The organism is Achromobacter sp. NCFB-sbj8-Ac1-l (genome assembly GCF_052695805.1).
In genome coordinates this window covers 2,116,296-2,129,520 of the sequence record NZ_CP199812.1, presented here as the reverse complement: position 1 = coordinate 2,129,520, position 13,225 = coordinate 2,116,296, and the positions used below count along the sequence as shown (strand labels likewise).

At 67.6% G+C, this 13,225-nt stretch carries 11 protein-coding genes; all 11 read left to right on the top strand.

All coding sequences use genetic code 11. The features are described from left to right. Window positions 1-283: 283 nt before the first annotated feature. Window positions 284-982, top strand: coding sequence for a FadR/GntR family transcriptional regulator (locus ACUDP5_RS09735; RefSeq protein ID WP_445658632.1), 699 nt, complete (start codon window positions 284-286; stop codon window positions 980-982). Then, on the top strand, window positions 979-2,694 hold the full coding sequence (locus ACUDP5_RS09730; RefSeq protein WP_445658631.1) for a thiamine pyrophosphate-binding protein: 1,716 nt from the start codon (window positions 979-981) through the stop codon (window positions 2,692-2,694). The genes ACUDP5_RS09735 and ACUDP5_RS09730 overlap by 4 nt, the downstream gene beginning before the upstream one ends. Window positions 2,695-2,712: 18 nt before the next feature. Next, window positions 2,713-3,954, top strand: a complete 1,242-nt coding sequence (locus tag ACUDP5_RS09725; protein ID WP_445658630.1) for a Zn-dependent hydrolase — start codon at window positions 2,713-2,715, stop codon at window positions 3,952-3,954. A gap of 18 nt (window positions 3,955-3,972) precedes the next feature. Then, complete coding sequence (locus ACUDP5_RS09720; protein ID WP_263914764.1) at window positions 3,973-5,472, top strand: aldehyde dehydrogenase; 1,500 nt, start codon at window positions 3,973-3,975, stop codon at window positions 5,470-5,472. A 196-nt stretch (window positions 5,473-5,668) separates the two neighbouring features. Beyond that, window positions 5,669-7,243, top strand: coding sequence for an ABC transporter substrate-binding protein (locus tag ACUDP5_RS09715; RefSeq protein WP_263914763.1), 1,575 nt, complete (start codon window positions 5,669-5,671; stop codon window positions 7,241-7,243). A 90-nt stretch (window positions 7,244-7,333) separates the two neighbouring features. Beyond that, window positions 7,334-8,341, top strand: coding sequence for an ABC transporter permease (locus ACUDP5_RS09710; protein ID WP_263914762.1), 1,008 nt, complete (start codon window positions 7,334-7,336; stop codon window positions 8,339-8,341). After that, entirely contained in the window at window positions 8,338-9,177 is an 840-nt protein-coding gene (locus tag ACUDP5_RS09705) for an ABC transporter permease (protein ID WP_263914761.1), read from the top strand. The genes ACUDP5_RS09710 and ACUDP5_RS09705 overlap by 4 nt, the downstream gene beginning before the upstream one ends. Before the next feature lie 9 nt (window positions 9,178-9,186). Beyond that, entirely contained in the window at window positions 9,187-10,821 is a 1,635-nt protein-coding gene (locus tag ACUDP5_RS09700; RefSeq protein WP_445658629.1) for an ABC transporter ATP-binding protein, read from the top strand. A gap of 26 nt (window positions 10,822-10,847) precedes the next feature. After that, window positions 10,848-11,141 (top strand): cupin domain-containing protein, encoded by a 294-nt coding sequence (locus ACUDP5_RS09695; RefSeq protein ID WP_025135334.1) that lies wholly within the window; start codon window positions 10,848-10,850, stop codon window positions 11,139-11,141. 26 nt (window positions 11,142-11,167) lie between these two features. Beyond that, on the top strand, window positions 11,168-12,232 hold the full coding sequence (locus ACUDP5_RS09690; protein ID WP_263914760.1) for a histone deacetylase family protein: 1,065 nt from the start codon (window positions 11,168-11,170) through the stop codon (window positions 12,230-12,232). Window positions 12,233-12,239: 7 nt separating this feature from the next. Beyond that, window positions 12,240-13,196 carry a DMT family transporter gene (locus tag ACUDP5_RS09685; protein WP_263914759.1) on the top strand — a complete coding sequence of 319 codons (957 nt, stop codon included), beginning with the start codon at window positions 12,240-12,242 and terminating at the stop codon, window positions 13,194-13,196. Window positions 13,197-13,225: the final 29 nt, after the last annotated feature.

Below are 13,225 nucleotides of genomic sequence, written 5' to 3'. Positions count from 1 at the left end.
CGGCGTACGCAATGCCCCGCCCTGTTGCCCCGCACACTCGGGCGCAGCGATTATCCGGCCCGCCCGTGGGGGCAGGCGCAGGGGTTTTGTGCGGCAATTGTTCGAAAACTGTAAAGCCGTCGCGGCCTCGCCGCGCCGCCCTAACTGGCCTGACCACCAGATAGGAAGACGGGAAACCCCTCTGATCGTTTTCCCTTGATCGGTCTATTTTTTCTTTGATTTCAATGAGAAGCTGTAGGCATAAGTGGCCTGACCACCAGACCAAGACTTCCGCAGCATTCTGATGAACACCTTCCAAGCCGTCGCCGTTACCCGCCTGTACCGCATGATTGCCGACCAGATCGCCGGCCGCATCCGGGCGGGGGATTTTCCCCATGGCGGCCGGCTGCCCTCCGAGCGTGAACTGGCCGAGCAATTGCAGGTCAGCCGCGCGTCGATCCGCGAGGCCTTGATCGCGCTGGAAATCGAAGGCTACGTGGAAGTGCGGGTGGGGTCGGGCGTCTTCGTCACGGCCTCTCGGGACGACGCCGCCCCGGCCTCGCCCCCCCAGGACGAGATCGGCCCCTTCGACCTGCTCGAAGCGCGGATGCTGATCGAACCGGAATGCGCGGCGCTCGCCGCGCAGCAAGGGACCGAGGCGCAACTGGCGGCCATCCGCAAGGCGCATGAGGGCATGTCGCTGACCGATACGCCCGGCCTGCACGACCGTGAATTCCACCGTGCGATTGCCGCGGCGTGCGGCAATGCGGCGCTGGCCTCGTCGGTGGCGCACTTGTGGGACCTGAGCCTGGCCAGCCCGGTGTTCAGCCGCATGCAGGACTATTTCGTCAATACCAAGGTGTGGGCCGTGGCCCACGCCGAACACCAACGCATCCTGACGGCCATCCTGGCCCGCGATCCGATTCGCGCGCGGCATGCCATGCACGCCCACCTGATCGGCATCCTGGCCCGCCTGCGGGAAGACTTCGGAGTGTTTGCATGACGGTCTTATCCCCCCTTGCCCGCAACGGCGGCCAGATCCTGATGCAGCAATTGCGCATCCACGGCACTCGTCGGATCTTCATGATTCCGGGCGAAAGCTACCTGCCCTGCATCGACGCGCTGAACGAGCACCGCGGCGCCATCGAGCCCATCGTCTGCCGCCAGGAAAGCGGCGCGGCCTACATGGCCGAGGCCTACGGCAAGCTGACCGGCGAGCCGGGCGTGTGCTTCGTCACCCGCGGCCCGGGCGCCACCAATGCCAGCATCGGCGTGCATACCGCCTTCCAGGATTCCACGCCGATGATCCTGTTCGTCGGCCAGGTCGGCAACGATTTCTACGAACGCGAAGCCTTCCAGGAAATCGACTACCGCCGCATGTTCGGGCAGATGGCCAAGTGGGTTGCACAGATCGACCGCACCGACCGCATCCCCGAATTCGTGGCGCGCGCCTATGCCACCGCCACCAGCGGCCGCCCGGGTCCGGTGGTGCTGGCGCTGCCGGAAGACACGCTCTGGGGCACGGCGTCGGTGCCCGACCTGCCGCCCTACCCGCGCATCGTCGCGCATCCTGGTGAACACGACCTGGATCGCCTGCGGCAACTGCTCGATGGCGCCGAACGCCCGGTCATGGTGGTGGGCGGCAGCGGCTGGACGGACGAAGCCATCGGCCAGGTCGCCGCCTTCGCGCAGCGCTTCGAGCTACCGGTGGGCACGGCCTGGCGCCGGCTGGAGTGCTTTGACCAGCGCCACCCCAACGCCGCCGGCCACGTGGGCTGGGGCATGACCGAGGCGCTGCGCAGCCGCATCCAAACGGCCGACCTGATCCTGGCGGTCGGCACGCGCCTGGGCGAAGCCACCACCGAGGGCTACCAGCTGGTGCAAAGCCCGCAGCCGCGCCAGAAGCTGGTTCACGTGTATCCCGACGCCCAGGAACTGGGCCGCGTGTATGCGCCGACGCAAGCCATCGTCGCCAGCGTAACGGGCTTTGCGCAGGCCGTCGCCCGCCTGCAACCGGCCCATGCCAAGCCGCGCGGCGATGCGGTGCGCCAGGCCCACGCCGATTATCTTGAATCCCTGGCGCCCCTGCCCGCGCCCGGTCCGCTGAGCCTGGACACGATTGCCGCGCAGGTCAGCCAGCGCCTGCCGCAGGACGCCTGCGTCACGGTCGGGGCCGGCAACTATGCGCTGTATCCACACCGTTATCGCCAATTCACCGGCCCCGGCACCAGCCTGGCACCCACCGTGGGCGCCATGGGCTACGGGCTGCCCGCGGCCGTGTCCGCCAAGCTGGAGCATCCCGGCAAGACGGTGGTCTGCTATGCCGGCGACGGCTGCTTCCAGATGAATCTGCAGGAACTGGGCGTGGCCCAGCAATACAGGCTGGGCATCGTGGTGCTGGTGTTCAACAACGGCATGTGGGGCACCATCCGCGCCCACCAGGAACGCGAGTTTCCCGGCCGCCCGATCGCCCTGGACTTCGAGAACCCCGACTTCACCCAGATCGTGCGTGGCTACGGTGGCTATGGCGAAGCCGTCGAGCGCACCGAGGATTTCGCCGCCGCATTCGACCGCGCGCTGGCCTTCGCCGACCGTGAACAGCGGCCGGCGCTGCTGGAAATCCGCTACGACGCCGACGGCATCGCGCCCGGCCAGACGCTTACCTCCATCCGCACCGCGGCCATGGCGCGCCACACCGCCGCGCCCTCCCATTGACCCGAACGAGGCTCAACCATGACTTCTTCCCTGTCCGTCAACGGCAACCGTCTCTGGCAGTCCCTGATGGATCTGGCGCAGATCGGCGCCACCCCCAAGGGCGGCAACTGCCGCCTGGCCCTGACCGCGCTGGACGGCCAGGGCCGCGACCTGGTCACCGGCTGGATGCGCGACGCCGGCCTGACGGTGCGCGTGGACCAGGTCGGCAACATCTTCGCCCGCCGCGCCGGCCGCAATGACGCGTTGCCGCCGGTGATGACGGGCAGCCACATCGACACGCAGCCCACGGGCGGCAAGTTCGACGGCTGCTACGGCGTGCTGGCCGGACTGGAAGTGATGCGCACGCTGAACGACGCAGGCGTACAGACCGAGGCCCCGCTGGAGGTGGCCATCTGGACCAACGAGGAAGGCTCGCGCTTCGTGCCGGTGATGATGGGCTCGGGCGTGTTCGCCGGCAAGTTCTCACTGGAAACGGCGCTGAGCGCGCGCGACGCCAAGGGCATCGCGGTGCGCGACGAACTGCGGGCCATCGGCTACGCGGGGCCGGAGCCCGTGGGCGGACGCCCGGTGGATGCCTACTTCGAGGCCCACATCGAACAAGGCCCGATCCTGGAACATGAAGAAAAAGTGATCGGCGTGGTGACCGGTTCGCTGGGGCTGCGCTGGTACGACGTGACGGTGACCGGCATGGAAATGCACGCCGGCCCCACGCCGATGGGCATCCGCCGTGACGCGCTGTTCGCCGCCAGCTACCTGCTGCAGGCGGTGGTCAACATTGCCAACGCCAACCAGCCGCACGGCCGCGGCACCGTGGGCGAGATCCATGCCCACCCCGGCTCGCGCAACGTCATCCCTGGCCAGGTGCGCTTCACCACCGATCTGCGCCACGAAGACGAAGCCACGCTGACCCGCATGGACGCGGCTTGGCGGCAAGCCTGCCGCGAGATCGCCGACAAGCATGGCGTGACGGTCGACGTGAAGGACGTGCAGTACTTCCGCCCCACCCCGTTCGATCCGGACCTGGTGGACAAGGTGCGCCAGGGCGCCGCGCAGCGGGGGCTTGCGGCCATGAACATCGTGACGGGCGCCGGCCATGACGCCGTCTACATGGCGGCGGTGGCGCCCACCGCCATGATCTTCGTGCCGTGCAAAGACGGCATCAGCCACAACGAAATCGAAGACGCCCAGCCCGGCGATCTGGAAGCCGGCTGCAACGTGCTGCTGGACGCCATGGTGGCACGGGCCAACGGCCCGCGCTGAATCGACAAGGACACGGCCATGACAACCTACACCTTTGACGACTGGCAAGCCCGCGCCCGCTCGCTGACCCTGCGCGGCCAGGCCTATATCGACGGCGCCTATGCCGATGCCGCCGACGGCGCCACGTTCGTCGCCACCAGCCCCATCGACGGCCGCAAGCTGGCCGACGTGGCCGCCTGCGGCCAGGCCGACGTCGACCGTGCGGTCGCCGCAGCCCGCCGCGCCTTCGACAGCGGCGTCTGGTCGGGCCTGCCGCCGCGCGAACGCAAGGCCCGCCTGCTCAAGCTGGCCCAACTGATCACCGATCACAGCGAAGAGCTGGCCCTGATCGAAACCCTGGACATGGGCAAGCCGATCCGCGACGCGCTGGCCTTCGACCTGCCCGAGACCGCGCAGTGCTACGCCTGGTACGGCGAAGCCATCGACAAGGTCTACGACGAAATCGCCCCCACGGGCCCGAACGCGTTGGCCACGGTGACGCGCGAGCCCGTCGGCGTGGTGGCCGCCGTGGTGCCCTGGAACTACCCCCTGCTGATGGCAGCCTGGAAAGTGGCGCCGGCACTGGCCGCCGGCAACAGCGTCATTCTCAAGCCTGCCGAGCAATCGTCGCTGAGCGCGCTGCGGCTGGCGGCGCTGGCCGAGCATGCCGGCATTCCCGCCGGGGTCTTCAATGTCGTGCCGGGCACCGGCCCCGTTGCCGGCCAGGCCCTGGGCCTGCACCCGGACGTGGACTGCGTGGCCTTCACCGGGTCCACCGCCACCGGCAAGCGCTTCATGACCTATTCGGGCGAATCGAACCTGAAGCGGGTCTGGCTGGAATGCGGCGGCAAATCGCCGCACATCGTGTTCGAAGACTGCCCCGACCTGGACCGCGCCGCGCTGATCGCCGCGCTGGCGATCTTCTCGAACCAGGGCGAAGTGTGCATCGCCGGCTCGCGCCTGTACGTGCACGACGCCATCTACGACACCTTCATGGAAAAGGTGGCGCGCCACGCCGCCGACATGCGGCCCGGCAATCCGCTGGACCCGGACACCACGCTGGGCGCCATGGTCGATGAGCGCCAGACGCGTTCGGTGATGGCCCGCATTGCGGCCGGCCAGGCCGATGGCGCCACGCTGCGCATCGGCGGCCGTCAGGTCCGCACCGACAGTGGCGGCTTCTACATCGAACCAACCATTTTCGACTGCGTCGATGCAACCCACCCGCTGGTTCGCGAAGAGATCTTCGGGCCGGTGCTGACCGCGCAGCGATTCCGCAGCGAAGACGAAGCCATTGCGCTGGCCAACGATTCGGCCTACGGCCTGGGTGCGGGCCTGTGGACCGCCAACCTGGGCCGCGCGCATCGCCTGTCGCGGCGACTGCGCGCCGGCCTGGTCTGGGTCAATTGCTATGCCGACGGCGACATCACCGTGCCGTTCGGCGGCGTCAAGCAATCGGGCTTCGGCCGCGACAAATCGCTGCATGCGCTGGACAAGTACAGCGACCTGAAGACCACCTGGATCGACATCAGTCTGTAGGCCCCCGTCCGTGCATCGCGTTCGCCGCATTGGTGCGCGGCGCTGTACCTGGCACCTAGACAGCGCATTGTTGCAGCAGCTTCACCCGCAGTTCCCCGAGAAACCCAGGTGGCACGAGGTTTGCTTGTCATAGCCGGCACGCGCCGCGTAAACAGGCGCCCACCTGACCGACACTCTTCCAGCCCGGAGGCTCGCAGTGAAATCGAAGAAATGGTTCTCCCTCAGCATCGGCGCCCTGCTCCTGGCCGCCGCCTTGCCCGCCACCCAGGCCCTGGCCCAGACCAAGGGCGGCACGCTGAACATGATCGTCCAGCCCGAACCGCCCGTGATCGTCACGGCCATCAACCAGCAGGGCCCGACCCAGTTCGTCGCCGGCAAGATCTATGAAAGCCTGCTGACCTACTCCACCGACCTGAAGCCGCAGCCGGGCCTGGCCAAATCGTGGGAAGCGTCGGCCGACGGCCTGACCTACACCTTCCACCTGCAGGACAACGTCAAGTGGCATGACGGCAAGCCCTTCACCGCCGACGACGTGGTGTTCACGCTGTCGGACATGCTGCCCAAGACCCATGCGCGGGCCCGCGTGATCCTGAACAAGTTCGTCGACTCGGTGCAGGCCACCGACCCGAAGACGGTGGTCATCAAGCTGAAGTCGCCTTTCCCGGCCTTCATGCTGATGTTCGAGCCGGGCTTTGCGCCGATGATGCCCAAGCACATCTACGCCGGCACCGACTACATGGCCAATCCGGCCAACCAGAAGCCCGTCGGCACCGGCCCGTTCATGTTCAAGGAATGGAAGCGCGGCGAGTACATCAAGCTGGTGCGCAACCCCGATTACTGGAAGCCGGGCATGCCGTACCTGGACGAGCTGGTGTTCAACGTGATCCCGGACGCGGCCTCGCGCGCGGTGGCGTTCGAGCGCGGCAGCGTGGACGTGCTGCGCGGCGGCGACGTGGACAACGTCGACATCAAGCGCCTGCGCGCCCTGCCCAAGGTGGAATACACCACGGCCGGCTGGGAAATGTTCTCGCCCCAGGCCTACCTGATCTTCAACATGCGCAAGCCGCCGTTCGACAACCTGAAGGTGCGCCAGGCGGTCATGGCCGCGATGAACCGCAACATGGTGGTCAACAACATCTTCTTCGGCCTGGGCAAGGTATCCACCAGCCCGTTCGTGACCACCGAGATGTTCTATGACAAGAACATGCCGCCCATGGCCTTCGACATGAAGAAGGCGCGCGAGCTGATCAAGGAATCGGGCATCAAGCCCGGCGACTACACCATCCGCCAGTTGAGCTTCCCGTACGGCTCGACCTGGGACCGCCTGGGCGAATACACCAAGCAGGCGCTGGAACAGCTGGGCTTCAAGGTCAACCTGGAATCGACCGATGCGGGCGGCTGGGCCAGCCGCACCGGCAACTGGGACTTCGACCTGACCACCAACTTCACCTACCAGTACGGCGACCCCGCGCTGGGCGTGCAGCGCCTGTACATCTCGTCCAACATCGTCAAGGGTTCGCCGTTTGCCAACGTGCAGGGCTACAGCAACCCCGAGACCGACAAGCAGTGGGAAGCGGCGGCGTCCGAAGTCGACCCGGCCAAGCGCCAGGCGCTCTACACGCAGCTGCAGACCACGCTGGTCAACGAGGTCGCCAACGGCTTCCTGGTGGACATGGAATTTCCCACGCTGTATCGCGCCAACGTCAAGAACCTGGTCAAGACCGCCATCGGCCTGAACGAGTCGTTCGACGACGTCTACATCGAGAAGTAAGCGCCGCACACCGCCTCCGGGGCCGGCACCCCGGCGGCGGCGCCCGGCCGCGCGACGGACACCCGCGCCCGTCCACGGAGGACCTTGAGCATGAAATTCCTGTCTTTCCTCGTATCCCGCATCGGCAAGGCCCTGGTGGTCGTGCTGGGCGTGGTCATCATCAATTTCTTCCTGATCCGCCTGGCGCCCGGCGACCCCGCCGCCGTGCTGGCGGGCCAGGCGGGCGCGGGCGATGCCGCCTATGTCGAGCAGTTGCGCGTGGCGTTCGGGCTGGACAAGCCCGTGCTGACGCAGCTCTTCCTGTACCTGAAAGGCGTGGTCCAGCTGGACCTGGGCTTTTCCTACCGCAACCACGTGCCGGTGCTGGACCTGATCGTCGAGCGCCTGCCCGCCACTTTCTTGCTGATGTCCTGCGCCTTCGTGTTCTCGATCGTGCTGGGCGTGCTGCTGGGCGTGGTGGCCGCCAAGGCGCGCTACCGCAACAAGCGCCGCTGGATCGACAGCTCGGTCATGACCGGCGCGCTGCTGCTCTACGCCACGCCGCTGTTCTGGCTATCGCTGATGGGCATCCTGCTGTTCTCGGTGGTGCTGGGCTGGCTGCCGGCCTTCGGCATGGAAACCGTGGGCGCCGGCCTGACCGGCTGGGCCCGTGTGGCCGATATTGCCCAGCACCTGATCCTGCCGACCGTCACGCTGGGCTGCTTTTTCATGGCCGTCTACGTCCGGCTGACGCGGGCGTCGATGCTGGAAGTCATCGGCATGGACTTCGTCAAGACGGCGCGCGCCAAGGGCGTCAGCCCCAGCCGCGTCATCCGCGCCCACGTGCTGCGCAACGCGCTCTTGCCCGTCATTACGTTTGCGGGCATCCAGCTGGGCCAGATGGCCGGCGGCGCGGTGCTGACCGAGACCGTGTTCGCCTGGCCCGGTATCGGCCGGCTGATGTTCGATGCGCTGCTGCAGCGTGATTACCAGCTATTGCTGGGCATTTTCCTGGTGACCTCGATCATGGTGGTGGTGTTCAACCTGCTGACGGACGTGCTGTACCGGCTGATCGATCCGCGCATCGGCGCGGGCGCCCAACAAGGAGCCGCCGCATGAGCCCCTTTGCCCGTCGCTATATGCGCAACTACGGCGCGGTGGCCGGCCTGGCCATCATGCTGGTCGTCGTCGTCGTGGCCCTGGCCGCCCCCCTGCTGTACCCGGATTCGCCCTGGATGATGGTGGCGGACCCTCTGATCCCGCCGTTCACCGACGCGGCCTACCCGTTCGGCACCGACATGCTGGGCCGCGACATTACCGCCGGCCTGGTGTGGGGCGCCCGCGTGTCGTTGATGGTGGGCTTGCTGTCCACCACCGTGGCGCTGGTGTTCGGCATCGTGGTCGGGTCCATCGCGGGGTACTGCGGCGGCCGCGTGGACGATGCGCTGATGCGGTTCACCGAGTTCTTCCAGACCATTCCGCAACTGGCCATGGCCGTGGTGCTGGTGGCCATCCTGAGCCCGTCGGTGTATTCCATCATGGGGGCCATCGCGGTGGTGTCCTGGCCGCCGGCGGCACGCCTGGTGCGGTCGGAATTCATGACGCTCAAGCAGCGCGAGTTCGTGCAGGCGGCCATCGTCATCGGCCAGACGCCCGCCCGCATCGTGGGCACGCAGATCCTGCCGAACGCCATGTCGCCCATCATCGTGTCGGCCTCGTTCATGGTGGCGACCGCCATCCTGACCGAATCGTCGCTGTCCTTCCTGGGCCTGGGCGACCGCAACCTGATGAGCTGGGGCTTCATGATCGGCGCGGCCCGCACCATGATCCGCGAAGCCTGGTGGATGAGCGTGTGGCCGGGCGTGGCCATCCTGCTGACCGTGCTGGCCATCAACCTGATCGGCGAAGGCCTGAACGACGCCCTCAACCCGCAACTGCGCAAGCGCGGCGAATAGGAGACCGGCATGAACGCATCCCCGCCCCTGCTTTCCATTCAGAACCTCAGCATTGCGCTGCCCGGCGGCGGCGACCGCCCGTTCGCGGTGCAGGACGTCTCGTACGACATCCATGCCGGCGAAATCCTGTGCATCGTCGGCGAATCCGGCTCGGGCAAATCCATGAGCGCCAACGCCATCATGGGCCTGTTGCCGGACTACCTGACGCCGCAGCAGGGCCGCATCCTGTTCCGCGGCACCGACCTGCTGCAACAGGACGAGGCCACCCTGCAAGCCATGCGCGGCAAGGACATGGCCATGATCTTCCAGGAGCCCCTGTCGGCCCTGAACCCGCTGATGACGGTGGGCGAGCAGATCAGCGAAGTCATGCGGGTGCACAATGCCTACCCCGGCGCCGAGCGCATGAGGCGCACGCTGGACCTCCTGGCCTTCGTCGGCCTGCCCGACCCGGCCACGCTCTACCACGTGTACCCGTTCCGCCTGTCCGGCGGCCAGCGCCAGCGCGTCATGATCGCCATGGCCCTGGCGCTGGAGCCCGCGCTGCTGATCGCCGACGAACCCACCACTGCGCTGGACGTCACCACCCAGGCCCAGATCCTGGCGCTGATCGCCCGCATCCAGAAGGAAAAGGGCATGGGGGTGATGTTCGTCACCCATGACTTCGGCGTGGTGGCCGAGATCGCGCACCGGGTGGCCGTCATGGAAAAGGGCATACTGGTCGAACAAGGGCCGGCCGACGAGGTGCTGAACCGGCCGCGCCATCCGTACACCCAGCGCCTGATCGCCGCCGTGCCGCATCGCCGGGGCGAGGAACGCGTCGCGGCCGCCGACGACCGGCCCGTGCTGGAAGTGAAAGACCTGAAGAAGACCTACGTCATCGGCCACGGCTGGCTGGGCAACAAGCGCGAAGTGCATGCGGTGGACGGCGTGAGCTTTACCGTGCGTCGCGGCGAAACGCTGGGCATCGTCGGTGAATCCGGGTCGGGCAAGTCCACCATCGGCAAATGCCTGCTCAAGCTGGTCGGCATCAATGGCGGCCAGCTGATCTTCAACGGCCAGGACATCGCCACCCTGCCCGAGTCGCGCTTTCGGCCGCTGCGCAAAGACATCCAGATGATCTTCCAGGACCCGTTCGCCTCGCTCAACCCGCGCCACACCGTGGGCCGCATCATCAGCGACGGCCCGGTGGCCAACGGCGTGCCGCGGGCCCAGGCCGAGGCCCGGGTGCGCGAACTGCTGTCGCTGGTGGGGCTGGACCCGTCGGCGTTCGACCGCTATCCCAACCAGTTCTCGGGCGGCCAGCGCCAGCGCATCGGCATCGCGCGCGCGCTGGCGCTGGAACCCAAGGTGCTGGTGGCCGACGAATCCGTCTCGGCGCTGGACGTGTCCGTGCAGGCACAGGTGCTGCAATTGCTGCACGACCTGCAACAGCGCCTGAAGATCGCGCTGGTGTTCATCACCCACGATCTGCGCGTGGCCGCCCAGATCTGCAATTCGGTGCTGGTCATGCACCGCGGCAAGGTGGTGGAATACGGCTCGCCCAGCCAGATCTTCGACAACCCGCAACACGCCTATACGCAACAGCTCATCGCCGCCGTGCCCGGCCAACACTGGGATCCCACCCAGGCACAGGCCGCCGCCTGAAAGCGGCTCAACCAGGAGACTCGACCATGCAACGCCCCGCTGCCATCCCGACCGTCCAGATCGACAACGCCCAGGTCACCGTGACCGAGTGGCGCTTTCCGCCGGGCGGCGAAACTGGCTGGCACCGCCACGGCATGAACTACGTCGTCGTGCCGCAGACCACCGGCCCGCTGCTGCTGGACACGCCCGACGGCCCGATCACCAGCCAGCTCACCACCGGCGTGGCCTACTACCGGCCGGTGGGGGTGGAGCACAACGTCATCAACCCCAGCGACACCGAATTCGTGTTCGTCGAAATCGAAATCAAGCAGGCGGCCTGACGCCCCCCCCCTGGACAAGGATCACCATGAAGGCGTTTTTCTCGGAAGAACAGCTGCTGCACGCGCCCCGGCAGTTCATGCGGCTGGGACGCATCAGCGCGCCGACCGACCTGCCCTCGCGCGCCGAAAGCCTGCAAAGCGCCCTGGCGGCGCGCGGCGTTGCCGTGCAGGCACCGGCGGATTACGGCCGCAAGCCGCTGGAAGGCATCCACAGCCAGGATTACCTGGACTATCTGGAAACCGCGTACGCCCGCTGGCAGGCCTTGAAGGCGCCCGGCGTGGACCCCGGCCCGGAGGTGCTGCCGAATCTGTCGCCCTACTACAACGGCCGCATCGAGACGGCCGGACGCGGCCCCTGCCCGTCGCCGTCCATCGTGGCGCAGACGGGGTATTACCTCAGTGACCTGTCGTGCCCCATCGGCCCGCAGACCTGGCGATCGGCGCTGCGCTCGACCCACAGCGCCGTGGCCGCGGCCGATCACGTCGCAGGCGGCGGCAAGCTGGCCTATGCGCTATGCCGACCGTCGGGCCACCACGCCCATCGCGATCGCGCCGGCGGCTTCTGCTACCTGAACAGCAGCGCAGCCGCCGCCAGCCGCTTGCTGCAGACCTGGTCCAAGGTGGCGGTGCTGGACGTGGACGCGCACCACGGCGACGGCACCCAGAACATCTTCTACCAGCGTGCGGATGTCATGACCGTGTCGCTGCACGCCGACCCCACCGGCTACTACCCGTTCTACACCGGCTATGCGCACGAGCGCGGCCACGGCGCGGGTGAAGGCTGCAACCTGAACCTGCCGCTGCCGCACGGCTCGGGCAACGACGTCTTCCTGAAGGCACTGGACACCGCCCTGGCCGCACTGGCCGGGTATGCGCCAGAGGCCCTGGTGCTGGCATTGGGTTTCGACACCTACAAGGACGACCCTATCAGCGTGCTCCAGCTGGACATCGGCGCCTACCGCGACATCGGTGCGCGCGTGGCCAGCCTGGGCGTGCCGACGGTGGTGGTGCAGGAAGGCGGCTACATGGTCCAGGCCATCGGCCCGGCGCTGGACGCCTTCCTGCAAGGCATGAGCCAGGGCGGCACCTGAGCCGGCCATGACCCTTCCCCCATCGGCCGCGCCCGCGCAGGCCGCCGCGTCGGCGGCGGTAGCGACCGCCGCAATACCGGCTGCCGCAGCACCGGCCGCCGCCACCTCTGCCGGATCCCGCCGCGCCGGCATCCTGCTGTTCTTCGGCGCCCTCATGGCCTTTGCCACGTTCGACGCCGGCTCCAAGCAGATGCTGGCGTATTACCCCGCACCGTTCCTGAACGTCATGCGCTACATCGCCGTGGCGACGCTGGCGCTGGCGATGCTGTGGCGCCACCGCGGCCAACGACTGCGCGATGCGGCGCACAAGCCCCTGCTGGTGCTGCGCGGCGTGATGCTGGCCACCGTGGCCAGCTGCTTCATGACGGCGCTGATCTGGATGCCGCTGTCCGAGGCCACGGCGATCTACTTCACCTCGCCGCTCATCATGGTGGCGCTGTCGCCCTGGCTGCTCGGCGAAAGGGTCAAGGCGGCGCAATGGACGGCGGTGGCGGCGGGCTTTGCCGGCATGCTGCTGATCGTGCGGCCGGGGTCCGACCTGCCGGTGCTGGGCACCGTGCTGATGGCTGTATCCGCCGTCAGCTACGCCATCTTCCAGGTGCTGACCCGCAAGCTGTCGGGCAAGGTCGCCGGGCCGGTGCAATACGCCTACACCGCCTTCATCTGCCTCATTGCCACGGCGCTGCCCGCGCCGTTCTTTTTGCCGGATCCCTGGCCCACCGCCATCGACATGACGCTGATCGTAGCCTTGGGCGCATGCAGCGGCCTGGCGCAGATTCTGCTGATCGCGGCGTTCCAGCGCGTGTCGGCCGCCACCCTGGCGCCGCTGAACTACTTTCAGTTGCTGCTGGCCGTGGCGTTCAGCACCTTCTGGTTCCAGCGCCCGCCCGACAGCCTGGCGCTGGCCGGCATGGGCCTGATCATGGCGTCGGGGGTCTTCCTGGCCTTGCGGCGGGCAAACTAGAGCGGACTCAGAGCGCCGCCGCGCCCACG